21 protein-coding genes and 1 pseudogene are annotated in these 24066 nt (G+C 59.3%); 8 read left to right on the top strand and 14 right to left on the bottom strand.

Annotation, left to right across the window (positions count from 1 at the left end):
- The first annotated feature begins 57 nt into the window (after positions 1-57).
- Positions 58-453, top strand: coding sequence for a nuclear transport factor 2 family protein (locus tag ABLV52_RS18550; protein WP_023290596.1), 396 nt, complete (start codon positions 58-60; stop codon positions 451-453).
- On the opposite strand, the gene cysM is transcribed toward ABLV52_RS18550, so the two are convergent.
- From cysM to cysP, 5 genes are all read right to left on the bottom strand, one after another.
- A complete protein-coding gene (cysM, locus tag ABLV52_RS18545) occupies positions 450-1361 on the bottom strand; it encodes a cysteine synthase CysM (protein ID WP_050533243.1) in 912 nt (303 codons plus the stop codon). The genes ABLV52_RS18550 and cysM overlap by 4 nt on opposite strands.
- 118 nt (positions 1362-1479) lie before the next feature.
- The gene (gene cysA / locus ABLV52_RS18540; protein WP_004201991.1) at positions 1480-2574 is read right to left on the bottom strand and encodes a sulfate/thiosulfate ABC transporter ATP-binding protein CysA; all 1095 of its coding nucleotides are present in this window, start codon (positions 2572-2574) and stop codon (positions 1480-1482) included.
- Complete coding sequence (gene cysW, locus ABLV52_RS18535; RefSeq protein WP_004201990.1) at positions 2564-3439, bottom strand: sulfate/thiosulfate ABC transporter permease CysW; 876 nt, start codon at positions 3437-3439, stop codon at positions 2564-2566. Before cysW ends, cysA begins: the two co-directional genes overlap by 11 nt.
- On the bottom strand, positions 3439-4272 hold the full coding sequence (cysT, locus tag ABLV52_RS18530) for a sulfate/thiosulfate ABC transporter permease CysT (RefSeq protein ID WP_002913626.1): 834 nt from the start codon (positions 4270-4272) through the stop codon (positions 3439-3441). Before cysT ends, cysW begins: the two co-directional genes overlap by 1 nt.
- Positions 4272-5288, bottom strand: a complete 1017-nt coding sequence (cysP, locus tag ABLV52_RS18525; protein ID WP_348890737.1) for a thiosulfate/sulfate ABC transporter substrate-binding protein CysP — start codon at positions 5286-5288, stop codon at positions 4272-4274. Before cysP ends, cysT begins: the two co-directional genes overlap by 1 nt.
- Positions 5289-5446: 158 nt before the next feature.
- Between cysP and ABLV52_RS18520 the strand changes: the two are divergent.
- Positions 5447-5785 (top strand): annotated as a pseudogene (locus ABLV52_RS18520) (DUF559 domain-containing protein).
- 78 nt (positions 5786-5863) lie between these two features.
- Here ABLV52_RS18520 and ABLV52_RS18515 read toward each other — a convergent pair.
- From ABLV52_RS18515 to ABLV52_RS18500, 4 genes are all read right to left on the bottom strand, one after another.
- On the bottom strand, positions 5864-6763 hold the full coding sequence (locus tag ABLV52_RS18515) for a Dyp-type peroxidase (protein WP_048297987.1): 900 nt from the start codon (positions 6761-6763) through the stop codon (positions 5864-5866).
- A gap of 94 nt (positions 6764-6857) precedes the next feature.
- Positions 6858-7433 (bottom strand): RpoE-regulated lipoprotein, encoded by a 576-nt coding sequence (locus ABLV52_RS18510; RefSeq protein ID WP_348890736.1) that lies wholly within the window; start codon positions 7431-7433, stop codon positions 6858-6860.
- Positions 7434-7494: 61 nt separating this feature from the next.
- Entirely contained in the window at positions 7495-7944 is a 450-nt protein-coding gene (locus ABLV52_RS18505) for a DUF2919 domain-containing protein (RefSeq protein WP_032453690.1), read from the bottom strand.
- A complete protein-coding gene (locus ABLV52_RS18500) occupies positions 7931-8356 on the bottom strand; it encodes a GNAT family acetyltransferase (protein WP_002913637.1) in 426 nt (141 codons plus the stop codon). Before ABLV52_RS18500 ends, ABLV52_RS18505 begins: the two co-directional genes overlap by 14 nt.
- 211 nt (positions 8357-8567) lie before the next feature.
- Between ABLV52_RS18500 and amiA the strand changes: the two genes are divergently transcribed.
- Positions 8568-9440, top strand: a complete 873-nt coding sequence (amiA, locus tag ABLV52_RS18495; RefSeq protein ID WP_004201984.1) for an N-acetylmuramoyl-L-alanine amidase AmiA — start codon at positions 8568-8570, stop codon at positions 9438-9440.
- Positions 9440-10336, top strand: coding sequence for an oxygen-dependent coproporphyrinogen oxidase (hemF, locus tag ABLV52_RS18490; protein WP_348890735.1), 897 nt, complete (start codon positions 9440-9442; stop codon positions 10334-10336). The genes amiA and hemF overlap by 1 nt, the downstream gene beginning before the upstream one ends.
- Before the next feature lie 54 nt (positions 10337-10390).
- Here hemF and maeB read toward each other — a convergent pair whose 3' ends face one another.
- Entirely contained in the window at positions 10391-12670 is a 2280-nt protein-coding gene (gene maeB / locus ABLV52_RS18485) for an NADP-dependent oxaloacetate-decarboxylating malate dehydrogenase (protein ID WP_348890734.1), read from the bottom strand.
- Between the two features lie 294 nt (positions 12671-12964).
- On the opposite strand from maeB, the gene tal reads away from it, so the two are divergent.
- A complete protein-coding gene (gene tal / locus ABLV52_RS18480; RefSeq protein WP_023290605.1) occupies positions 12965-13921 on the top strand; it encodes a transaldolase in 957 nt (318 codons plus the stop codon).
- A gap of 16 nt (positions 13922-13937) precedes the next feature.
- Complete coding sequence (gene tkt / locus ABLV52_RS18475; RefSeq protein ID WP_023290606.1) at positions 13938-15932, top strand: transketolase; 1995 nt, start codon at positions 13938-13940, stop codon at positions 15930-15932.
- Here the strand turns inward: tkt and ABLV52_RS18470 are convergent.
- The 3 genes from ABLV52_RS18470 to aegA all read right to left on the bottom strand — a co-directional run bounded on the left by ABLV52_RS18470 (position 15922) and on the right by aegA (position 19669).
- The gene (locus ABLV52_RS18470) at positions 15922-16968 is read right to left on the bottom strand and encodes a DUF1176 domain-containing protein (protein ID WP_348890732.1); all 1047 of its coding nucleotides are present in this window, start codon (positions 16966-16968) and stop codon (positions 15922-15924) included. The genes tkt and ABLV52_RS18470 overlap by 11 nt on opposite strands.
- Before the next feature lie 63 nt (positions 16969-17031).
- Positions 17032-17628 (bottom strand): GDP-mannose pyrophosphatase NudK, encoded by a 597-nt coding sequence (gene nudK, locus ABLV52_RS18465; protein ID WP_002913754.1) that lies wholly within the window; start codon positions 17626-17628, stop codon positions 17032-17034.
- A gap of 58 nt (positions 17629-17686) precedes the next feature.
- Positions 17687-19669 (bottom strand): formate-dependent uric acid utilization protein AegA, encoded by a 1983-nt coding sequence (gene aegA, locus ABLV52_RS18460; protein WP_348890731.1) that lies wholly within the window; start codon positions 19667-19669, stop codon positions 17687-17689.
- Positions 19670-20045: 376 nt separating this feature from the next.
- Here aegA and acrD point away from each other — a divergent pair, with 376 nt between their 5' ends.
- Complete coding sequence (gene acrD, locus ABLV52_RS18455) at positions 20046-23159, top strand: multidrug efflux RND transporter permease AcrD (RefSeq protein ID WP_023290609.1); 3114 nt, start codon at positions 20046-20048, stop codon at positions 23157-23159.
- A gap of 127 nt (positions 23160-23286) precedes the next feature.
- Here acrD and ypfM read toward each other — a convergent pair whose 3' ends face one another.
- Positions 23287-23346, bottom strand: coding sequence for a protein YpfM (ypfM, locus tag ABLV52_RS18450; RefSeq protein WP_100181659.1), 60 nt, complete (start codon positions 23344-23346; stop codon positions 23287-23289).
- Between the two features lie 366 nt (positions 23347-23712).
- Here ypfM and ABLV52_RS18445 point away from each other — a divergent pair, with 366 nt between their 5' ends.
- On the top strand, positions 23713-24066 hold the full coding sequence (locus ABLV52_RS18445; protein WP_023290610.1) for an ArsC family reductase: 354 nt from the start codon (positions 23713-23715) through the stop codon (positions 24064-24066).

The raw sequence follows: 24066 nt of genomic DNA, 5'->3' as shown, positions 1-24066 counted from the left end.
AGACGGATACAACGCTCTCGGTGGCTGACAAATCGCTCACAATAAGGAGCACCAGAGATGCATCACATTGACCTGACGCTAAAAACAGTCATTGAGGCCTGCGACCGCGCTATCTCGCAGGAAGATTACGATACCCTGATGGGCTATTATGCGGAAGACGCCGCGCTGGTCGTCAAACCGGGCATGGTGGTCAGAGGGAAAGAGAATATCCGTAAAGCGTTTATCGCCATTGCCGACTATTTCCAGCACCGGCTGATAGTGACTCAGGGGAAAATGGAGGTCATCGAGGGCGGCGGCAATGCGCTGGTGATTATGGAGACCCGGCTGGATATCCCGACGGCACAGGGGATAACACAGGTTACGCGACGCGCAACCTATGTCTTTCAGAAGCAGGGCGAGCGCTGGCTGTGCACCGTCGATAACTCCTACGGCACCGACCTGCTCGATGATTAAATACCCGCTCCCTGGCTAAAGTGTTCCTCGCCGAACACGCCGGTGGAGAGGTAGCGATCGCCGCGATCGCAGACGATCGCCACCACCACCGCGCCTGGGTTTTCGCGAGCGATACGTAACGCCCCGGCTACCGCGCCGCCAGAGCTGACGCCGCAGAAAATGCCTTCCTGTACCGCCAGCTGACGCATGGTGTTCTCAGCATCCTGCTGATGAATATCCAGCACCGCATCCACCAGCGAAGCGTTAAAGATCCCCGGCATATACTCTGCCGGCCAGCGGCGTATCCCGGGAATACTGCTGCCCTCCTCCGGCTGCAGGCCGACAATGGTCACCGGTTTACTCTGTTCGCGCAGAAAACGTGACACGCCGGTAATGGTGCCGGTGGTCCCCATACTGGAGACAAAGTGGGTGATACGCCCCTCGGTCTGCTGCCAGATTTCCGGCCCGGTGGTAGTGTAGTGGGCGTAGGGGTTGTCCGGGTTGTTGAACTGATCGAGCAGTTTGCCCTCCCCGCGCTGAGCCATCTCCAGGGCCAGGTCGCGGGCCCCCTCCATCCCCTGCTCTTTGGTGACCAGGATCAGCTCGGCGCCATAGGCGCGCATCGCGGCCCGGCGCTCCTGGCTCATGTTGTCGGGCATCAGCAGCTTCATCCGGTAGCCTTTCAGCGCGGCGATCATCGCCAGCGCGATACCGGTGTTGCCGCTGGTCGCTTCAATTAGCACGTCGCCGGGCTGAATTTCGCCCCGCTTTTCCGCTTCAACGATCATCGACAGCGCAGCGCGATCTTTCACCGAACCGGCTGGATTATTGCCTTCAAGTTTGACCCAGATTTCGCTGCCATTGTCCGGCCCCAGACGCTGAAGCCTGACCAGAGGGGTATTGCCGATGGTGTGTTCGAGTGTATTCACGATTTTTACTCAATAAAAAAGCCGGGCGGCGCTTCGCTTACCCGGCCTACCAGACGCGTGATAATTCCAGACCGGGTAAGCACAGCGTCACCCGGCAAAAGCACATGGATTTAAGCTATCAGGCCGACTGCGCCAGAGCAAGCTCGCCGCGCGGCTCGATACGCTCGGTACCGTTGTACAGGCGCGCGTTTTGCAGCCCGACGAACAGCCGTTCGCCGCGGGACGGCGCCTCATCGCCCGTTAACACCACGCTCAGCGGTTCGTCATACCACCCCAGAGGCTGGACGACTAATTGGGTGTAGTGGCCTTTCGGGCTGGCCTCCAGGACCTGCACCGGCAGCGGCGAATCCAGGCTGGTTCGGCGGCTGATGTCCACTTCCCACGGACGCAGGAACAGATCCACCGGCCCCTGGTATGCCGGGGTATAGCCTAACGGCCAGCGGTGAGCGCCAACGTGGAACTGTCCGCCGCGGATAACCCCCTGCAGGCGATTCACTTCCCCCATGAACTCCAGCACGAAGCGGGTCGACGGCTCACGCCACACGCGTTCAGGCGCATCGGCCTGTTCGATGTTGCCCTGGCTCATCACCACCACCCGGTCGGCAACTTCCATCGCCTCTTCCTGATCGTGAGTGACGAACACGCTGGTAAATTTCAGCTCTTCATGCAGCTGACGCAGCCAGCGGCGCAGCTCTTTACGCACCTGCGCATCCAGCGCGCCGAAAGGTTCATCCAGCAGCAGAATTTGCGGCTCTACCGCCAGGGCGCGCGCCAGCGCCACGCGCTGTTTCTGACCACCGGACAGCTGCGCCGGATAGCGATCCGCCAGGTGAGCCAGTTGCACCATCTCCAGCAGTTTGGTCACTTTGGCTTTAATCGCCGCGGCGTTGGGTCGTTCGCGGCGCGGCAGCACGGTCAGGCCAAAGGCGATGTTATCGAACACCGTCATATGGCGGAACAGCGCATAGTGCTGGAAGACGAAGCCCACTTTACGGTCGCGGGCGTGCATCCGGCTGACGTCGGTACCGTGGAAGCGGATATGACCGCTGGTCTGATGCTCCAGCCCGGCGATAATCCGCAGCAGGGTCGTTTTCCCGGAGCCGGAAGGCCCCAGCAGCGCAACCATTTGTCCGGAAGGGATATCCAGCGAGATATCATTCAGCACCTGGGTGCGACCAAACGATTTCTTAATATTGGCAATCTCAATGCTCATGATTTCCCTCCTGTTGCGCGCGTTTTTCCTGATTGGCCAGACGCCATTGCAACATACTCTTTAAAAACAGGGTCAGAATAGCCATTAACGTCAGCAGGGCCGCGGCGGTAAACGAGCCGACGGTGTTGTAATCCTGCTCCAGTAATTCAATTTGCAGCGGCAGCGACAGCGTTTCTCCGCGGATCGAACCGGAGACCACCGACACCGCGCCGAATTCGCCGATGGCGCGGGCGTTGGTCAACACCACGCCGTACAGCAGCGCCCAGCGAATATTGGGCAGCGTCACCCGGCGGAACATCTGCCAGCCGGAAGCGCCCAGCAAGACCGCCGCCTCATCTTCATGACTGCCCTGACTCATCATCACCGGCACCAGCTCACGCACCACAAACGGACAGGTGACAAAGATCGTCGCCAGCACCATGCCCGGCCAGGCGAACATGATTTGCAGGTTATGTGCATCAAGCCAGCCGCCCAGCGGACCGTTAGAGCCGTAGAACAGCAGATAAACCAGACCGGCTACCACCGGCGAGACAGCGAACGGGATATCCAGCATCGTCAATAGCAGCTGGCGTCCCGGGAACGTAAAGCGCGTGACCAGCCAGGCCAGCAAGGTCCCGAACACCAGGTTCACCGGCACGGTAATCAAGGCGATCATCACCGTCAGCCAGATGGCGTGGAGCATGTCCGGATTGGCCAGGTTTTCCAGCACCGGCATTAACCCTTTGCTGAAGGCCTGGATAAAGATGTAAAGCATCGGCACCACGAGGATGAAGGCGGAGACCAGCATCCCGACGCCAATCAGAAACCATTTTCCCCAGTTGATGCGGGGCGCGTCGTAGCGTTTCAATTGAGTAACTTCCGCCATTAGTGACCTACCACGCGTCGACCAAAGCGACTCTGCAGGGTATTGATGGAAAACAGCAGCAGCAGTGAGGCGGCCAGGATCACCGAGGCGATGGCGCTCGCCGCCGGATAGTCAAACTCCTGCAGTCGAATAAAGATCATCAGCGACGTCACTTCCGTCTTCCACGCGATGTTGCCGGCGATAAAAATCACCGCGCCAAATTCGCCGAGGCTGCGGGTAAACGACAGGGCAATGCCCGCCAGCAGCGCTGGCGACAGCTCCGGCAGCACCACCTTGCGGAAGCTCTGCCAGCGCGTAGCGCCCAGCGTTTCCGCTGCTTCTTCATATTCCGGTCCCAGCTCTTCCAGCACCGGCTGCACGGTACGTACCACGAAGGGGATGCTGGTGAACGCCATCGCCACGGCGATACCGAGCCAGGTATAGGTCACTTTAATATCGAACTTCGCCAGCCATTCCCCGTAAATGCCGTTAACCGAAAACAGCGAAGCCAGGGTCAGGCCGGCCACCGCCGTCGGCAGCGCAAACGGCAGATCCATTAAGGCATCCAGCAGCGTGCGGCCCGGAAAACGATAGCGGGTAAGGATCCACGCCATCAGCAGGCCGAAGACGCCGTTAAAAATCGAGGCCACGAACGCCGACAGCAGCGTCACCTTATAGGCCGCCACCACCTGCGGGTTGGTGATCACATCCCAGTACTGCGCCCAGCTCATCTGCGCCAGCTGCATCACCAGCGCGCTGAGCGGTAATAACAAAATCAGACAGACAAACAGCAGGCTGGTGCCGAGGCTCAGGGTAAAGCCCGGCAGCACGCGCTTGGACGACACAGCAAACATTACTTACGCCCCGCCGCCAGCAGTTTGTCCAGTTCGCCGCCGCTGGCGAAGTGGTTCTTCATCACCTCAGGCCAGGAGCCAAACTTGTCCTCCACGCGGAACAGTTCGGTCTGCGGGAATTTATCCTTCAGCGAATCCATCACTTTCGGGTTGTTTACCCGATAGTAGTAGTCGGTAATGATGGTCTGCGCCTGCGGACTGTAGAGCCAGTTCAGGTAGGCCTTCGCCGCCTTTTCCGTGCCGTTGGCTTTGACGTTTTTATCCACCCAGGCCACCGGGAACTCCGCCAGAATGTTGGTTTTCGGGATCACCACTTCAAATCCCTGCGCCTCATACTGCTTGCGAATATTGTTCACTTCCGACTCGAAGCTGATCAGCACATCGCCCAGGCCGCGCTCGGCGAAGGTGGTGGTCGCCCCGCGTCCGCCGGTGTCGAAGACTTCGACGTTCTTCAGGAACTGGGTCATAAACTGTTCGGTTTTGGCTTTATCGCCGCCGTCGGCTTTATCCGCCGCGCCCCAGGCCGCCAGGTAGGTGTACCGCGCGTTGCCCGAGGTTTTCGGGTTCGGGAAGATCAGCTTAACGTCAGAGCGGACCAGGTCATTCCAGTCATGAATGTTTTTCGGGTTGCCTTTGCGCACCAGGAAGCCCATCGTCGAATAGAACGGCGAGCTGTTGTTCGGCAGGCGGCTTTGCCAGTCGGCCGGGATCAGGTTGCCTTTGTCATGCAGGATCTGCACGTCCGTCACCTGGTTGTAGGTCACCACGTCCGCCTTCAGGCCCTGCAGGATCGCCAGCGCCTGCTTGGACGAGCCAGCATGCGACTGCTTGATGGTCAGCTTGTCCCCGCCATTGTCCTTCGCCCACTGCTGCTCAAAAGGCGGGTTAAGGGCGGCAAACAGCTCGCGGGAGACATCATAGGAGCTGTTCAGTAGCTCCGTCGCCTGCGCCTGCGCCACCAGCAGCATGGAAGCCGCCAGCGCCAGATATCCTTTTTTCAGTGATTTAACGGCCATTGCGCACCCTTATCAAAAATGATCATTTACTGATGATCATCATATTTATAACGGGTACGAAAGGAGTAACGGTTTTATATACCGTTTGGCGATTTGGAAGTCGAAAAGGGAATAAGCACCTGGCAAAGCTTAGCTGAAAGCGGCTGGCAAATAAGGTGATGAAATCGGATGAGGAGCGAACAGCGTGGCACACTTTGTTAATGGAAAACAGCACAAATGACGCCCGGCAGTTGCGCCGCCACCTGACGCCGCAGGAGCGCCGCCTGTGGCACCAGCTGCGCGATCGCCGTTCTGCCAGCTACAAGTTTCACCGCCAGCATCCCGCTGGACCCTATATTCAAGATTTCGCCTGGTGATTGAGTTCGCCGGCGGCCAGGATGACAGCCGGACTGAATACGATGCCCGGCGCACAACATGGCTTAAGCAGCAGGGCTGGACCGTTTTACGCTTCTGGAATAACAAGTATGACCGGAACGAAACCGGCGTGCTGCAGGTGATCCTGCGCACGCTCGAGGAACTCTCCCCCTCACCCCGGCCCTCTCCCTCACGGAGAGGGTTAGGGTGAGGGGAAAGCATTACAGCGCCTGAATACGCTCCAGGGACGGCGCGAAGTAATAGCCGCCGGTCACCGGTTTGGTGAAGCGCAGCATCGCGTCGCGTTTGCCGTCGGTATCGCCGAACATGCTCAGCAGCTGCTGCTCGATGTTGTACAGACGCGCGCAGTAGGCGCAAAAATAGAGGCCATGGGTACCGCTGGCGGTGCCATACGGCAGGCTCTGGCGGACGATTTTCAGCCCTTTGCCATCTTCTTTTAAGTCAACGCGGCTCAGGTGAGACGTGACCGGACGTGCGTCGCCATCGATCTCTTCGTTGGCTTCCTTGGTGCGGCCAATCATCATCTCCTGATCCGGCACGCTCATGCGGTTCAGCTGTTTGAGATTATGCTCCCAGCGCTGGACGAATACGTAGCTGCCGCCCGCATCCACGCCGTCTTTGATCACCGCCACTTCACGACGGGTTTCTTCCCCCGCCGGGTTTTCGGTGCCGTCGACGAAGCCGCTGAGGTCACGCTCTTCCACCCAGCGGAAGCCGTGGATCTCTTCTTTCACCTCGATAGCGTCGCCAAAGGCGGCCAGCGCGGCCTGCGCCACCGAGAAGTTCACTTCATGGCGGGCGGATAAAATATGAATCAGCAGGTCATACTGGGTGGATGGCGCCAGCCCTTTGCCGTAGACCGGAAAATCTTTTAACTCCTCCGCCCCTTCTCCGCCGCTCAGCTGACGCCAGACGGTATTGCCGAACGCCACCACCGCACCGAGTTTAGCGTCGGGGAATTTAGCCTGGAAGGTGGCCACGTTATCGACAAAATTTTTGCTCGCTTCGCGCAGGGCGTTAACGTCCCCTTTGATATTGGCTTCAATCCAAATCGCCGCGCGGCAATGTTCCGGCAAAATGCCGCTCTGAACCTGAGACATCGCTCCTCCTGAAATGATGCAACTACAACGCTGTCGCGTTGCTAACGCGCCATTGTAACCGTTTTTCAGGGCCGTCGTGTCTCTTCAGATCAATTTAGCGACGCCAGATAATTTTGCTGACCTTCCAGTTTTTCAGCGTATCGTCGGAGGGCATCAGCTCGTCCGGGCCGCTCCAGTGACCGGTGAAGGCGTAACTGATATGCTGGCTCCCCTCGGCCTGACACTCGACGACCGCGCCATTGTCATTGCTGGCTTTCTGGCAGTTGCCGAAGGCTTTGCTGTACAGGTCGCTGAACGGTGTGCCGATTTTCACGCCGCTGGCGGTTTTGATTTCGGCATCACGCACGTCAATCCGGCTGATGGCGCCGTTGTCGCCATTGATGGTCAGCGCCACGCTGTTGTCTTTCAGCGCTTCAAAGTAGTGGACGATATTCCCCTTATCGGTCTTCATTCCGCTGCGCAAACGGTAGTCGCTCCCCAGCGCATCGCTAATGGCCTGTTCGTTGAGCGGCGTGGACGCCGTCAGTTTCCCCACCCCCTGCTCGGTCACCTCGGTGGAAGAACCAAACCAGTTCCACGGATAGGCCGCCGACCAGTTGACCGCGCTCATCGTTGAGCAGCCGGTCAGCGCCAGCGGAAGCGCGCAGAGCATTACACGTAGCGATTTCATATCACAATCCTTTCTGAGTCATTCAACGCATGTTGGAGTTCACGATCGGCAAAAAGTGCCATTAAAAGGTGGTCTGGCGAAAACAGGCGCCGAGGCGACGGCTGGTCGCCAGCCACCACAGGGCATAACCATCCGCCGCCAGCAGTCCGATGGTCAGCGAGGAAGGAGATTCGCCGCTCAGCCATAGCATCGGCTGCCACAGCAACAGCAGCACTTGCGATAACACCAGCAGCCAGCGCATCGCCCGCCACAGGCGCGGCAGGCGCTGACGATAGCCGCTAAGCAGAAAGGCCAGCACCGCCGGCACGCCGGGGAGTAGACCGAGCCAGAAGCGGTCGTGATCGGGATAGAACAGATTTAGAATCGCGTCGCCCTGCTGACGCGACGCGCCGGCCATCAAGAACAGCACCCAGGTGCGGGCCTGTAACAACAGCACGCACCAGAAAAGGAAAGGCAGACGCAGACGGCCATGGGCATCAAAATCGGCGGGGATAAACTCAGTATTCTTCATCTTCAATCAGGCGTTTGCCCAGGGTCAGAACATCGGCGTACTCATAGCCCAGCCGCTCGTACATCCCCTGCACCACGTCGTTGTCCTCGCGGACCATAATATTGATTTTCGGGCAGCCGCGAGCAATCAGCTTTTTCTCCAGACGGTTGAGCAGCGCGTTCGCGATCCCCCGACCGCGATATTCCGGATGGACGCCCAGATAGTAGGCCGACCCGCGATGGCCGTCATATCCGCCCATCACCGTACCGACGACTTCGCCGTTCACTTCCGCCACCAGGAACAGGCTGACATCGTGATTCAGCTTGCGCTCAATATCCATCTCCGGATCGTTCCAGGGACGCAGCAGATCGCAACGCTCCCACAGCGTCACAACCTCTTCGAAATCCTGCTGGCGAAAAACGCGAATCTCCATGGTATTCCCCACCATTGACGGTTAAAAACAGTGATTATGGCGCGAATATGACTGATAGCCAATATCAGGCGAAATCAGCGACAAAAAATGGCATAATATGACTTTGTCATGTATTGAAATGAAAAGTAAAACAATTCTTATTTTGAATGGTCGTAACGGCAAACGCGATACGATATAACATTGGACATCACTTGTTTACAATTCAGGCCGAATGAGCACTTTTAAACCCTTAAAAATACTTGCTTCGCGCCGTCAGGTGCTGAAAGCCGGGCTGGCTGCCATGACGCTGAGCGGCGTCACTGCACAGGTCAGCGCAAAAGAGCAGCCACTGAAAACATCAAATGGACACAGCAAACCCGCCGCCAAAAAGGCCGGCGCACGCCGCATTGTGATGCTCGACCCGGGCCACGGCGGCATCGACACCGGGGCTATCGGCCATAACGGCTCGAAAGAGAAGCATGTGGTGCTGGCGATCGCTAAGAACGTGCGCAGCATCTTGCGCAGCAACGGCATTGACGCCCGCCTGACCCGCACCGGCGATACCTTTATCCCGCTGTATGACCGCGTGGAGATTGCCCATCAGCACGGCGCCGATCTGTTTATGTCGATCCACGCCGATGGCTTCACCAACCCGAGCGCTGCCGGCGCCTCGGTGTTCGCTCTGTCAAACCGCGGCGCCAGTAGCGCCATGGCGAAATACCTCTCCGATCGCGAAAACCGCGCCGACGAGGTCGCCGGTAAGAAAGCGACGGATAAAGACCATCTGCTGCAGCAGGTGCTGTTCGATCTGGTACAGACCGACACCATTAAAAACAGCCTGACGCTGGGCTCGCATATCCTGAAAAAGATCAAGCCGGTGCATAAGCTGCACAGCCGCAATACCGAACAGGCGGCGTTCGTGGTGCTGAAGTCGCCGTCTATACCGTCCGTGCTGGTGGAAACCTCGTTCATTACGAACCCGAACGAGGAAAAACTGCTCGGCACCACCGCCTTCCGGCAGAAAATCGCCACCGCGATTGCCAACGGCATTATCAGCTATTTCCACTGGTTCGATAACCAGAAAGCCCATTCGAAGAGACGTTAATGAAACCCGATGCCGCGCAGGTTAAAACTTTTCTGCTCCAGCTGCAGGACAGCCTCTGTCAGCAGCTAAGCGCCGTGGATGGCGCGCCGTTTATTGAAGACGCCTGGCGGCGGGAAGGCGGCGGCGGACGCAGCCGGGTGCTGCGCGACGGCAATGTGTTCGAGCAGGCGGGGGTCAACTTTTCCCATGTCCATGGCGACGCCATGCCAGCCTCCGCCACCGCCCACCGCCCGGAACTGGCCGGACGCAGCTTTGAAGCCATGGGCGTTTCGCTGGTGGTCCATCCGCTGAACCCCTATGTGCCCACCAGCCACGCCAACGTGCGGTTCTTTATTGCCGAAAAGCCTGGCGCCGAGCCGGTGTGGTGGTTCGGCGGCGGCTTTGATTTAACCCCTTACTACGGCTTTGAAGAGGATGCCGTCCACTGGCATCGTACCGCCCGCGATCTGTGTCTGCCGTTCGGGGAAGCCGTCTATCCGCGCTATAAAAAATGGTGCGATGAGTATTTCTATCTGAAGCACCGCCAGGAACAGCGCGGGATAGGCGGTCTGTTCTTTGACGACCTGAACACCCCGGATTTTGACCACTGCTTCGCCTTTATGCAGGCAGTGGGTAACGGTTACGCTGACGCCTATTTACCCATCGTCGAACGCCGAAAAGCCACGCCGTACGGCGAGCGTGAGCGCCATTTTCAGCTCTATCGCCGCGGCCGCTACGTCGAATTCAATCTGGTCTGGGACCGTGGCACCCTGTTCGGTCTGCAGACCGGCGGTAGGACGGAATCTATTCTGATGTCGATGCCGCCGCTGGTACGCTGGGAATATGATTACCAGCCGGAGGCCGGCAGCCCTGAGGCGGCGCTGAACGAGTTTATTAAAGTGAAAGCCTGGATCTGAGCGACGCCAAATCAGACCAAAAAGCCCCGGAGTACCGGGGCTTTTTTATGACGTTTACAGCGGTTCGGTTTGCGCTTCGACAACCGCCAGCGCCACCATATTCACGATGCGACGCACAGAGGCGATCGGCGTCAGGATATGCACCGGCTTCGCTACCCCCATCAGCACCGGCCCGACGGTGACCCCTTCCGAACTGGAGACGCGCAGCAGGTTATAGCTGATCCGGGCGGCTTCCATATTCGGCATCACCAGAATATTGGCCGACCCCTTCAGCGGGCTGTCCGGCATGCGATCGTTGCGAATGCTTTCCACCAGCGCGGCGTCGCCATGCATTTCGCCATCGATCATCAGCTCCGGCGCGCGCGCCTTCACCAGCTCAAGGGTTCTGCGCATCTTGCTGGCGGACGGGCAGTCGGCAGAGCCAAAGTTGGAATGCGACAGCAACGCCACCCGCGGTTCGATACCAAAGCGACGCACGCTTTCCGCCGCCATCAGGGTGATCTCCGCCAGCTCTTCCGGCGATGGATCGTGATTGACATAGGTGTCGGCGATAAAGGTGTTGCCGCTCGGCAGCAGCAGCGCGTTCATCGCCCCAGCGGTGCTGACGCCGTCGCGATAGCCGAACAGCGGCTGCACCACGCGGTAGTGGTCGTGGTACTCGCCAATGGTGCCGCAGATCATCGCATCCGCTTCGCCACGGTGAACCATGATGGCGCCAATCACCGTGGTGTTGCTAATCACCGCCCGCTGCGCCTGCTCCTGGGTAATGCCGCGGCGTTTCATCAGCTGGTAGTACTCGCTCCAGTACTCTTTAAACCGCGGGTCGGATTCATTATTGACGATCTCGAAGTCAACGCCGGCCTTGATCTGCAGGCCCAGCTTCTGGATGCGCATTTCAATCACGCTCGGGCGCCCCACCAGAATCGGTTTGGCCAGCCCCAGCGACACCAGCTCCTGGGTGGCGTGCAGCACCCGGGTCTCCTCCCCTTCCGCCAGCACCACGCGCTTCGGATCTTTGCGCGCCTGAGAGAAGATAGGCTTCATAAACAGGTTGGTCTTATAGACGAACTCGCTCAGCTTCTCGATATAGGCGTCAAAATCGGCGATCGGGCGCGTCGCCACGCCGGAGTCCATCGCCGCCTTCGCCACCGCGGGGGCGATCTTGACGATCAGCCGCGGATCGAACGGTTTCGGAATAATGTAGTCCGGGCCAAAGCTTAAATCCTGATCGCCGTAGGCGGAGGCGACCACTTCGCTCTGCTCGGCATGGGCCAGCTCGGCAATGGCATGCACCGCCGCCAGCTTCATCTCTTCGTTGATCGCCGTCGCGCCGACGTCCAGCGCGCCGCGGAAGATGAACGGGAAGCAGAGGACGTTGTTGACCTGGTTAGGGTAGTCGGAGCGGCCGGTGCAGATGATGGCGTCATCGCGGACCTGCTTCGCCAGCGGCGGCAGAATTTCCGGCTCCGGGTTGGCCAGGGCGAGGATCAGCGGCGCGCGCGCCATCTTCTTCACCATCTCCGGGGTCAGCACTTTCGGACCAGAGCAGCCGAGGAAAATGTCCGCGCCGTCGATCACGTCATCGAGGGTGCGTTTGCCGTCGTCTTCCACTGCGTAGGCCGCTTTGGTTTCCGCCATGTTCGGCTCACGATCCTTATAGATAACGCCTTTCGAATCGCAGACCACGATGTTGTGCCTTTGCATCCCCAGCGCCACCAGCAGGTTCATGCAGGCGATAGCCGCCGCCCCCGCGCCGGAGACCACCATCCGCACGTCGGACAGATTCTTCTCAACGACGCGCAGGCCGTTGAGGATCGCCGCGGTGCTGATGATCGCCGTGCCGTGCTGATCGTCATGGAACACCGGAATATTCATCCGCTCGCGCAGCTGCTGCTCAATGTAGAAACACTCCGGCGCTTTAATATCTTCGAGGTTGATGCCGCCGAAGGTCGGCTCAAGGGCGGCGACGACGTTAATGAATTTGTCCGGGTCCAGCTCATCGACTTCGATATCAAACACATCGATGCCGGCAAATTTCTTAAACAGGACGCCTTTGCCCTCCATTACCGGTTTGCCGGCCAGGGCGCCGATGTTGCCAAGCCCCAGCACCGCGGTGCCGTTGGAGACGACCGCCACCAGGTTGCCGCGGGCGGTATATTTGTAGGCCGCCAGCGGATCTTTTTCGATTTCCAGACAGGGGGCCGCGACGCCCGGCGAGTAGGCCAGCGCCAGATCACGCTGGGTGGCGAGAGGTTTGGTCGGCGAGACCTGGATTTTTCCGGGAACCGGAAATTCGTGGAAGTCGAGGGCGCTCTGTTTTAACTGCTCATCCATTTTATATTCCTTTCTTTCACGTATCGTTCGTAGGGAAAAAGCGTGATGACCATCCTGTCGTTCACCTTTCAGTGGCAGACAGTATCCCTCCTGGCGGGGCGATAAACTTTGAACACCGCCAAACTCTGGCCATCGCTATGATCTGGTTGTTATCAATTTATAGCGGTTATGTTACCCGGATTCGCCGCCAATAATAGCCCCGTCTGCTATGCTTTTTGGTTATGTACCTCATCAATATTTATACCGCATACCGGCAAGCACTCATGTAACACCTTGTTCCAGGAGGACTTATCCATGAATCAGCTAGACAGTATTAAGCAGTTCACCACCGTGGTCGCCGACAGCGGCGACATCGAATCCATCCGCCACTACCATCCGGAAGATGCCACCACCAACCCCTCCCTGCTGCTGAAAGCCGCCGGGCTGGCGTCCTATAGCGGACTCATCGACGACGCGATCGCCTGGGCCAAAAAGCAAGGAGGCAGCCGCGAAGCGCAGGTAACTCACGCCTGCGATAAGCTGGCGGTCAATTTTGGCGCGGAGATCCTCAAAAGCATTCCTGGCCGTGTCTCCACCGAGGTGGACGCCCGGCTCTCCTTCAACCGGGAGAAGAGTATCGAGAAGGCGCGCCATCTGGTGGCGCTGTATCAGGAGATGGGCATTGATAAGTCACGGATCCTGATCAAGCTGGCCTCCACCTGGGAGGGGATCCGCGCCGCCGAAACGCTGGAAAAAGAGGGGATCCACTGCAACCTGACGCTGCTGTTTTCCTTCGCCCAGGCCCGGGCCTGCGCCGAAGCCGGTGTCTATCTGATCTCCCCTTTCGTCGGGCGTATTTATGACTGGTATCAGGCGCGCAAACCGCTGGATCCTTACGTGGTTGAGGAAGATCCAGGAGTGAAATCCGTGCGCAATATCTATGACTACTTCAAACAGCATAAATACAACACCATCGTGATGGGCGCCAGCTTCCGCCGCACCGAGCAGATCCTCGCCCTGGTCGGCTGCGACCGCCTGACCATCGCCCCGCCTTTATTAAAAGAGCTGCAGGCCAGCGACGCCCCGGTGGTGCGCAAACTGATCCCTGCCAGCCAGATCCTGCCGCGCCCGGTGCCGCTCAGCGAGGCGGAGTTCCGCTGGGAACATAATCAGGATCCTATGGCGGTCGAAAAGCTGGCGGAGGGTATCCGCCTGTTCGCCGTCGATCAACGCAAACTGGAAGATCTGCTTGCCGCCAAACTGTCACTTTAGTCTCACGGAGAAAACTATGTCCCGAAGAGAGCTTGCCAACGCCATCCGCGCCCTCAGTATGGACGCGGTGCAGAAAGCCAATTCCGGCCACCCCGGTGCGCCAATGGGGATGGCAGATATTGCCGAAGTGCTGTGGAACGATTTTCTTAAGCACAATCCGCAGAACCCTGGCTGGGTGGACCGCGACCGCTTTATTCTGTCCAACGGCCACGCGTCGATGCTGCTCTACAGTCTGCTGCACCTGACCGGCTACGATCTGCCGCTGTCAGAGCTGAAGCAGTTCCGCCAGCTGCACTCTAAAACGCCGGGTCACCCGGAGCATGGCTATACCCCCGGGGTGGAGACCACCACCGGCCCGCTGGGCCAGGGGCTGGCGAACGCCGTCGGTATGGCCATTGCCGAACGCACCCTGGCGGCGCAGTTTAACCGCCCCGGTCATGAGATTATCGACCATCACACCTGGGTTTTCATGGGCGATGGCTGTCTGATGGAGGGGATCTCCCATGAAGCCTGTTCGCTGGCAGGCACGCTCGGACTAGGCAAGCTGATCGGTTTTTACGATCACAACGGCATCTCCATCGACGGCAAAACCGAAGGCTGGTTTTCCGACGATACAGCGGAACGCTTCCGCGCCTACCACTGGCATGTGATCGGCGATATCGACGGCCACGATCCGCAGGCCATCAAACAGGCCATTACGGAAGCGCAGGCGGTGAAAGATAAGCCGTCGCTGATCATCTGTCGGACCATCATCGGCTTCGGTTCGCCCAACAAAGCCGGCTCAGAGGAGTCGCACGGCGCGGCGCTGGGTGAAAAAGAGGTGGCCCTGGCCCGCCAGCAGCTGGGCTGGAAATATCCGCCCTTTGAGATCCCGAAAGAGATCTATCAGGGCTGGGATGCGCGGCCACGCGGCGAAAAAGCCGAGCACGCCTGGAACGAGAAATTCGCCGCCTACCAGCAGCAGTTCCCGGAACTGGCCGCTGAGCTGACCCGTCGCATGGCAGGCGCCCTGCCGGAAGATTTTGCCGCGACGGCGCGTGACTACGTGGCGAAGCTGCAGGCCGAGCCGGCGAAGATCGCCAGCCGTAAAGCCTCGCAGAATGCGCTGAACGCGTACGGCCCGCACCTCCCGGAGCTGCTGGGCGGTTCGGCGGATCTCGCGCCGAGTAACCTGACCATCTGGTCTGGCTCGACATCGATTAAAGAGGATGCCGCCGGCAACTATATTCACTACGGCGTGCGCGAATTCGGCATGACCGCGGTGGCCAACGGCATCGCCCTGCACGGGGGCTTCATTCCCTATACCTCGACCTTTCTGATGTTTGTGGAATACGCCCGCAACGCCGCGCGCATGGCGGCCCTGATGAAGGCCCGGCAGATCATGGTCTATACCCATGACTCCATCGGTCTTGGGGAAGACGGTCCGACCCACCAGGCGGTGGAACAGCTGGCCAGTCTGCGGCTGACGCCCAACTTCAGCACCTGGCGCCCTTGCGACCAGGTGGAGACCGCCGTCGCCTGGCAGGCGGCCATCGCGCGTCAGGGCGGACCGACGGCGCTGATCTTGTCGCGACAAAACCTTGCGCAGATGCCGCGTACCCCGCAACAGGTTCAGGATATCGCCCGGGGCGGCTACGTGCTGAAGGATGCCGGCGGCAAACCCGACCTGATCCTTATCGCCACCGGCTCGGAAGTGGAAATCACCGTCCTGGCGGCGGAAAAACTGTTGGCCAACGGAGTGAATGTGCGGGTGGTTTCGCTCCCCTCCACCGACGTGTTTGACGCTCAGGACGAGGCCTGGCGCGAGTCGGTGCTGCCGTCGGACGTCAGCGCCCGGGTGGCCGTCGAGGCCGGGATAGCGGACTACTGGTATAAATATGTCGGCTTAAAAGGCAAGATCGTCGGCATGACCGGCTACGGTGAATCCGCCCCGGCGGAGCAGCTGTTCCCGTTCTTTGGCTTTACGGTCGACCATATCGTCGCCACCGCCGAACAGGTGCTTAACGGGTGATCCACAGCGTGGGCCAGGCGTCTGGCCCCTGCCAGTTGTCGCATGTCGGCTGCTGCGCGTAACGGGAGAGGCTGAACCGCTGGCCGTCAAAACGCCAGCGGGTCTGGATCCCGCAATCGCCAGACGCGCGCCCCTTGTCCAGGGTCACCAGCTCATGGCGGCGGTCATCATAGCTGGCGTTAATTAGCTCAATCTCCCGCGGCGCCTCGCCGGGCGGCTGAAATGGCAGCATCAGCCGCACCTGACGGGCGACATACGGGCGCTGGCGGGAGACCAGCCAGGCCAGCCAGACGGTGTTGTACGCCCCGGATTCGCAGCTGGTCATCAGCAGCACTTTGTCATCCGTCAGCGCAGTAACGCGAATTTCGCGGCGGAACGGATCGAGGGAGCAGTTGCTGTTGCTCATCCGCTCATTGCCGTAGTCCATCAGATCGTTGAGTTCATCACGTCCCAGCGGCGACTGCGCCGTGACCGCGCTCGCCACCGCGCGCAGCGCCGGCGCCGGCGGTACGCTGAGCGGCGGCTCCTCCCCTTTGCCGACCCAGGCCGTTTCGCTGCCCACCCGCTTTTGCCGGGCATCGATAAATAACAGGGCCGCTTTCAGCCCCTGCAGGGAGATGGTCTGCAGGCCGTTGGCCAGTGAGAGGGTTTTTCCCTCCTGGACCCGCTGGAGGAAGGCATCGATCGTCACGCTGTCGTCGGTTTTAATGAGTTTATCTTCAATGCGCCAGCGCTTGTCGGTCAGGGACAGCGGTTTACCATCCAGCAGCAGGCGCGGCGCTATCGGCGCGAGCGTCGCCACCGGATTGCCGGTGCCGCCCAGTTCGATACGCAGGCTGGCGTCAGTAGCCGCCCCGGCGCTGCGGCTGAGGGTCATCACCAGACCATAATGCAGCCCCACGTTGCGGGTGACGCAGAAATTTTGGTTATTACAGGTGACCTGCCAGTCGTTGAAGCGCTGCAGCGCCGGTGCCGACCATGCCTGTGAGCAAGGCAGCACCGCCAGAAAGAGGAAAAAAATGATGCGAAAAAGCATGAACCGCCCGACCCCAGATAAACCCGACCACGGCGCCTATCCTGGACAACGGCAGCCGCTGACTCAATCGGATTTGTCAGAGTTCCCCGACATCAGGCCGGAGGTTTGCAGATACTGCAGCAGAATGACCGCTTTCCCGTCGCGGATCTCCCCATCAGCGACCATCTGTAGCGCCTGGCTAAAGGGCAGTTCCAGCACCTCAATGGCTTCGTCATCCACCCCGCCGCCGCTGGTGGTTCGCTGGGCGTCGCTGTACTCGGCGATAAAGAAATGCACCACTTCGGTGACGCCGCCTGGCGACATAAACAGCTCAAACAGCTTTCGCACCTCGCCCACTTCATAGCCGGTCTCTTCCACCGCCTCTTTCCGAATGCAGGCCTCCGGCTCGTCGTTGTCCAGCAGCCCGGCGCAGGTTTCAATCAGCATGCCGTCATGATTGCCATTGACCCAGGTGGCGACCCGGAACTGACGCACCAGGACCACCGTCTGCTTATGGCGGTTATACAGCAGCACGGTGGCGCCATTGCCGCGATCGTAGACCTCGCGTTTGTGGCGCACGACGCTGCCGTCCGCCCGCGTCAGCTCATAGGTCATGTTGCGTAGTACGAACCAGTTCTCAGAGAGGATTTTATCTTTAATGACGTGAATATTGAGTGACATACCGACCCCACAGCGTAAAAGGACGCCCTCATACTACGCTGCGGAGCCGGGTTTGTCGTCAGTGAAGCGGCGTCGTTTTCAGCCCCAGATAGTCAAGGATCCCCTGCGCCGCATGACGGCCTTCCGCCATCGCCGTTACCACCAGGTCGGCGCCGCGCACGGCATCGCCGCCGGCAAAGATCTTCTCCTGACTGGTCTGATAACGGTAACGGCTCTCCACTCCGGCTTTAATCCGCCCCTGGCTGTCCAGCGCCACCCCGGCCGCTTCCAGCCAGGGCATGCGGTGCGGGTGGAAGCCAAAGGCCATGATCACCGCCTCTGCCGGCATAACAAACTCGCTGCCGGGGATCGGCGTCGGGCGGCGTCTTCCGCCGGCGTCCGGCGCGCCAAGCTCGGTGCGCAAAAAGCGAACCCCGTTCACCCGTCCGTTCTCGTCCAGCTCAAGCGTCACCGGCTGGACGTTAAACTCAAAGAGCGCCCCCTCTTCGCGGGCATTTTTGACCTCTTTTTTCGAGCCCGGCATGTTGGCTTCATCCCGCCGATAGGCGCAAGTCACCTGGCGGGCGCCATGGCGCAGCGCGGTGCGCACGCAGTCCATCGCCGTATCGCCGCCCCCCAGCACCACCACGTTCAGCCCGGCAGTGTTGACATAAGGCTCCTGCGCCGATTCCGCCAGCCCCATCACCTGTTTGGTGTTGGCGATAAGAAACGGCAGCGCGTCGTAGACCCCGGGCGCCTCTTCATTCGGCAGGCCGGCCTTCATGGAGCGATAGGTTCCGGCGCCGACGAACACCGCGTCATACTCAGCCAGCAGCGTCGCCAGGGGGATATCTTTCCCCACCTCGCAGTTGAGCTCAAAGTGGACGCCCATCTCGCAGAAAATCGCCCGCCGCCGGGCCAGCAGTGACTTATCCAGCTTGAACGCCGGAATGCCGAAGGTCAGCAGGCCGCCGATCTCCGGATGACGGTCAAAGACCACCGGCTGTACGCCGTGGCGCACCAGCGCATCGGCGCAGGCCAGCCCGGCCGGTCCGGCGCCGATAATCGCCACCCGTTTGCCGCTCGGCTTAACCTGCGAGAGGTCCGGACGCCAGCCGCTGGCCAGCGCCTGGTCGGATATAAATCGCTCAATATTGCCGATGGTGACCGCGCCGCTTTCATCGCGCAGGGTGCAGGCGCCCTCACACAGCCGGTCCTGAGGGCAGACGCGGCCGGTGATCTCCGGCAGACAGTTGGTCTGATGGGACAGGGCGACCGCGGCGGCGATATCCCCTGCCTTCACCAGCTCGACCCACTGCGGAATGTGGTTATGCAGTGGACAGGTCCATTCACAGATGCTGTGTTCTCCACATTTCAGGCAGCGGGCGGCCTGCTGCCGTGCCTGCGTCGGGGTGAACGGCTGATAGATCTCCTCAAAGTGGCTCTTACGCGCCTCCGCCGCCAGCTTATCCGGCTCTCCGCGCGGCGGCGTCATCGCCATTTGCCTGGCCTTCTCGCCGGCGTCGGGCTGCCTGGCGGGGGCCGCGCCGCGCTGCCACGGCTGCGCCTCCTGGCAGGCCGATCGCAGACGCCGCTGCCTGGCCAGCGTGGTCAATGTCTCATCGTCGGCGAGGGTCAGCGCCTGCGCCGGACAGTTTTCCACACAGGCCGGTCCCGCCTCGCGGCCCGCGCATAGATCGCATTTTTGCGCGCTGGCTTTCACCTGGCCTGCGGCTTCCGGCGTGACCACGACCTGCATCACCCCGAACGGGCAGGCCACCATGCAGGATTTACAGCCAATGCATTTCTCCTGACAGACCTGAACGCTGTCGCCAGTCTGGGCGATGGCGCCGTTGGGGCAGCTGCGGAGGCAGGGGGCGTCTTCGCAGTGGCGGCAGGTGATGGCGTTACGCTGCCCTTCTGCTTTAATCACGGTGATACGGGGCAAAAAGCGCTGCGGGGTCAGCGCATGTTGCTCCTCGTTATGCGCCATTACGCAGGCCACTTCGCAGGCCTGGCAACCGATACATTTTCGGCTATCGCTCAATATAAAGTGGTTCATGGCTTCCTTTTGTCTTATTGGTGAATAACCCCTTAATGCGCATGCCTATTTATTACCCGACAAGACGAGGCCGGAACAATGTTCATTTGCCCAGGATACCCTTTTTCTGGAAAGAATCCGTTTTGGATCAATTTTTTTGACTTAAATGAAATCAGGTTTCACACCGGCAAGGAATAATGCGTCCCCGGGTGCTGCGGGCGAAGCGGAGTGGCCGACCCGGCGGCAGGAAAGTTCGATGTTTCTTTACGATACGGCAAAAGCAACATGATAAATTACACTATCTCCTTAATTTCTCCACGATTGCCGGAGGCGCTGGGGCTAAAGTGGCACAGGCTGTGCAATAACAAGAACATGTGCATATGAGGTTTTTATTCTGATGGCGAATTTCTTTATCGATCGCCCCATTTTTGCGTGGGTGCTGGCAATCCTGTTATGCCTGACGGGCACCCTTGCCATTTTGTCGCTACCGGTTGAACAGTATCCCGATCTGGCCCCGCCGAATGTGCGGGTCACGGCCAACTATCCCGGCGCTTCCGCGCAAACCCTGGAGAATACCGTCACCCAGGTTATCGAACAGAATATGACCGGCCTCGATAACCTGATGTATATGTCATCCCAGAGCAGCGCCACCGGCCAGGCGACCATCACCCTCAGTTTTACCGCCGGTACCGACCCGGATGAAGCCGTGCAGCAGGTGCAAAACCAGCTGCAGTCGGCGATGCGTAAACTGCCGCAAGCGGTGCAAAACCAGGGGGTAACGGTGCGCAAGACTGGCGATACCAATATCCTGACCCTCGCCTTCGTCTCCACCGACGGCAGTATGGATAAACAGGATATCGCCGACTACGTCGCCAGTAACATTCAGGACCCGCTCAGCCGCGTCAACGGCGTAGGGGATATCGACGCCTACGGCTCGCAATACTCAATGCGCATCTGGCTCGATCCGGCAAAGCTCAATAGCTTCCAGCTGACCACCAAGGATGTTACCGACGCCATCAGTTCGCAGAACGCCCAGATTGCCGTCGGCCAGCTCGGCGGCACGCCTTCCGTCGATAAGCAGGCGCTGAACGCCACCATCAACTCGCAATCTCTGCTGCAAACCCCGGAACAGTTTCGCAATATCACCCTGCGCGTCAATCAGGATGGTTCAGAAGTGACCCTCGGCGATGTCGCTACCGTGGAGATGGGGGCGGAGAAGTACGACTATCTTAGCCGCTATAACCGCCAGGCCGCCTCTGGCCTGGGAATTAAGCTCGCCTCCGGCGCCAACGAAATGGCCACCGCGGAGCGCGTGATCGCTCGCCTCAATGAGCTGTCGCAGTATTTCCCGCACGGGCTGGAATATAAAGTCGCCTATGAGACCACCTCCTTCGTGAAGGCTTCCATTACCGACGTGGTGAAAACCCTGCTGGAGGCGATCCTGCTGGTTTTCCTCGTGATGTATCTGTTCCTGCAGAACTTCCGCGCCACCCTGATCCCGACCATCGCCGTGCCGGTGGTGCTGATGGGCACCTTCGCGGTGCTTTATGCCTGTGGCTACAGCATCAACACCCTGACGATGTTCGCGATGGTGCTGGCTATCGGCCTGCTGGTGGATGACGCCATCGTGGTGGTGGAAAACGTTGAGCGCATCATGAGCGAGGAAGGCCTGTCGCCGCGGGAAGCCACCCGCAAATCGATGGGACAAATTCAGGGCGCGCTGGTGGGGATCGCGATGGTGCTGTCGGCGGTGTTTGTGCCGATGGCCTTCTTCGGCGGCACCACCGGCGCTATCTATCGCCAGTTCTCAATTACTATCGTCGCGGCGATGGTCCTCTCGGTGCTGGTGGCCATGATCCTCACCCCGGCCCTTTGCGCCACCCTGCTCAAACCGGTTAAGCCAGGTGAATCTCATGAGAGAAAAGGCTTCTTCGGCTGGTTCAACCGCACCTTTAACCGCAGCGCCAGCCGCTATGAAACCTTCGTCGGCAAAATTCTTCATCGCTCGCTGCGCTGGATGCTGATCTACGTCGTTCTGCTCGGCGGGATGGTGTTCCTGTTCCTGCATCTGCCCACCTCATTCCTGCCGCTGGAGGATCGGGGGATGTTCACCACCTCGGTACAGTTGCCGAGCGGCAGCACCCAACAGCAGACGCTGAAAGTGGTGCAGAAAGCGGAAGATTACTTCCTCAATAACGAGAGGCAAAACGTGGAGTCGGTGTTCGCTACCGTTGGCTCCGGCCCCGGCGGCAACGGGCAGAACGTAGCCCGTATGTTCGTGCGCCTCAAAGACTGGGACCAGCGCGATCCGCAAACCGGCTCCTCCTTTGCCATTATTGAACGCGCCACCAAAGCGTTTAATCAGATCAACGAAGCCCGGGTCATCGCCAGCAGCCCGCCGGCGATCAGCGGCCTCGGCAGTTCGGCAGGCTTCGATATGGAGCTGGAAGATCACGCCGGTAAGGGGCACGATGCGCTGATGGCGGCGCGCGATACGCTGCTTGAGCTGGCGGGTAAAAACCCGCTGTTGACCCGGGTCCGGCATAACGGGCTCGACGACAGCCCGCAGCTGCAGGTCGATATCGATCAGCGTAAAGCTCAGGCGCTGGGCGTCTCCATTGACGACATCAACGATACGCTGCAAACCGCGTGGGGGTCGAGCTACGTCAACGACTTTATGGATCGCGGGAGGGTGAAGAAAGTCTACGTCCAGGCGGCGGCGAAATATCGAATGCTGCCTGACGATATCAATCTCTGGTACGTCCGCAACAGCAGCGGCACGATGGTGCCGTTCTCGGCCTTCGCCACCTCGCGCTGGGAAACCGGCTCGCCGCGTCTGGAGCGCTACAATGGCTATTCGGCGGTGGAGATCGTCGGTGAGGCGGCGCCGGGCATCAGTACCGGTACCGCGATGGACATGATGGAGAAACTGGCCGCGCAGCTGCCAACCGGCTTTGGCCTCGAATGGACCGCCATGTCCTATCAGGAACGCCTCTCCGGCGCTCAGGCGCCGGCCCTGTACGCGATTTCTCTGCTGGTGGTGTTCCTGTGCCTGGCGGCGCTGTACGAGAGCTGGTCGGTGCCGTTCTCGGTGATGCTGGTGGTCCCGCTCGGGGTGATTGGCGCCCTGCTTGCGACCTGGATGCGCGGCCTGGAGAATGACGTTTACTTCCAGGTGGGCCTGTTGACGGTGATCGGCCTGTCGGCGAAAAACGCCATTCTGATCGTCGAGTTCGCCAATGAGCTCAACGAGAAAGGCCAGGATCTGCTCAGCGCCACGCTGTCGGCCTGCCGTCAGCGCCTGCGCCCCATTCTGATGACCTCGCTGGCGTTTATCTTCGGCGTCCTGCCGATGGCCACCAGCACCGGAGCCGGCTCCGGCAGCCAGCATGCGGTCGGTACCGGGGTGATGGGCGGGATGATCTCCGCCACCGTGCTGGCCATCTTTTTCGTACCGCTGTTCTTTGTGCTGGTGCGCCGCCGCTTTCCGCTGAAGGAGCGTCCGCAATAAACCGTCGGGTGTCGGCGGCGAGCCGGAATAACAGAAAAGGCGACCTGGATGGTCGCCTTCTTTATGTGTTCAGAACCATGACGCGCTTATTTACGTCGCGTTATTCCCCTGCTCACATTGCGGAAATTTATTTACGAAGCATGCCTTCAATAAAATCTTTCCAGTTCCCCAGTTCATGTTCAATCATAATAGCCTCTCTTATTATTATGGTCGATTCTATATAACTTCATTGCTGATGGGAAGTTGAGCTCCCCTATTGCTCTGATTGTCTTGTGGACCGCTGACAGAGATAAAACCTCTGGTTGCCGCCACTATGCCGTCTCGTATGTAAAAATTATGTGATGCAGAGCACCATCAGGCAACATTTTCGTAATATTGTTAGTGCCCTCACATCATGCCCGCGACTGGGCGAATTTTAAGCACCCGAAAACATGGCATAAGATACCCGGTAAAAAGTTATATTTATTCATCTGAATCACGTATTATTTCAATAAGGCTTATATATTCGGAAATATCTGAGTTAACCGCTTAATTGAATGTTAAAGGTTTATCTATGCTCACCATGTACGGAATTAAAAACTGCGATACCATTAAAAAAGCTCGCCGCTGGCTGGAAGCGCATCAGATTGACTATCGCTTCCATGACTACCGCGCCGATGGCCTCGACCGCGCGCAACTGGATACCTTTATTGCCGAACTGGGCTGGCAGGCGCTGCTGAACACCCGCGGCACCACCTGGCGCAAGCTGGACGAATCGCTGCGCAATAGCATCGATAATGCCGATGCCGCCGCCGCATTGATGCTGGAAATGCCGGCGATTATCAAACGCCCATTGCTCTGCGCGCCCGGTCGTCCTATGCTGCTGGGTTTTAGTGAAGCAAGTTATCAGCAGTTTAACGAGGTATAG

Origin of the sequence: Klebsiella sp. GB_Kp056, assembly GCF_040064755.1 — a bacterium.
GTDB lineage: Bacteria > Pseudomonadota > Gammaproteobacteria > Enterobacterales > Enterobacteriaceae > Klebsiella > Klebsiella quasipneumoniae.
Note: the sequence above shows the minus strand (reverse complement) of the source record. Positions and strands in the feature narration are given on the sequence as shown.

Bases quoted from the DNA above. Each gene is read 5' to 3' on its own strand.
- ABLV52_RS18550 (WP_023290596.1), top strand. From the start codon at position 58: ATGCATCACATTGACCTGACGCTAAAAACAGTCATTGAGGCCTGCGAC.
- cysA (WP_004201991.1), bottom strand. From the start codon at position 2,574: ATGAGCATTGAGATTGCCAATATTAAGAAATCGTTTGGTCGCACCCAG.
- cysW (WP_004201990.1), bottom strand. From the start codon at position 3,439: ATGGCGGAAGTTACTCAATTGAAACGCTACGACGCGCCCCGCATCAAC.
- cysT (WP_002913626.1), bottom strand. From the start codon at position 4,272: ATGTTTGCTGTGTCGTCCAAGCGCGTGCTGCCGGGCTTTACCCTGAGC.
- cysP (WP_348890737.1), bottom strand. From the start codon at position 5,288: ATGGCCGTTAAATCACTGAAAAAAGGATATCTGGCGCTGGCGGCTTCC.
- ABLV52_RS18515 (WP_048297987.1), bottom strand. From the start codon at position 6,763: ATGTCTCAGGTTCAGAGCGGCATTTTGCCGGAACATTGCCGCGCGGCG.
- ABLV52_RS18510 (WP_348890736.1), bottom strand. From the start codon at position 7,433: ATGAAATCGCTACGTGTAATGCTCTGCGCGCTTCCGCTGGCGCTGACC.
- ABLV52_RS18505 (WP_032453690.1), bottom strand. From the start codon at position 7,944: ATGAAGAATACTGAGTTTATCCCCGCCGATTTTGATGCCCATGGCCGT.
- ABLV52_RS18500 (WP_002913637.1), bottom strand. From the start codon at position 8,356: ATGGAGATTCGCGTTTTTCGCCAGCAGGATTTCGAAGAGGTTGTGACG.
- amiA (WP_004201984.1), top strand. From the start codon at position 8,568: ATGAGCACTTTTAAACCCTTAAAAATACTTGCTTCGCGCCGTCAGGTG.
- hemF (WP_348890735.1), top strand. From the start codon at position 9,440: ATGAAACCCGATGCCGCGCAGGTTAAAACTTTTCTGCTCCAGCTGCAG.
- maeB (WP_348890734.1), bottom strand. From the start codon at position 12,670: ATGGATGAGCAGTTAAAACAGAGCGCCCTCGACTTCCACGAATTTCCG.
- tal (WP_023290605.1), top strand. From the start codon at position 12,965: ATGAATCAGCTAGACAGTATTAAGCAGTTCACCACCGTGGTCGCCGAC.
- tkt (WP_023290606.1), top strand. From the start codon at position 13,938: ATGTCCCGAAGAGAGCTTGCCAACGCCATCCGCGCCCTCAGTATGGAC.
- ABLV52_RS18470 (WP_348890732.1), bottom strand. From the start codon at position 16,968: ATGCTTTTTCGCATCATTTTTTTCCTCTTTCTGGCGGTGCTGCCTTGC.
- nudK (WP_002913754.1), bottom strand. From the start codon at position 17,628: ATGTCACTCAATATTCACGTCATTAAAGATAAAATCCTCTCTGAGAAC.
- aegA (WP_348890731.1), bottom strand. From the start codon at position 19,669: ATGAACCACTTTATATTGAGCGATAGCCGAAAATGTATCGGTTGCCAG.
- acrD (WP_023290609.1), top strand. From the start codon at position 20,046: ATGGCGAATTTCTTTATCGATCGCCCCATTTTTGCGTGGGTGCTGGCA.
- ABLV52_RS18445 (WP_023290610.1), top strand. From the start codon at position 23,713: ATGCTCACCATGTACGGAATTAAAAACTGCGATACCATTAAAAAAGCT.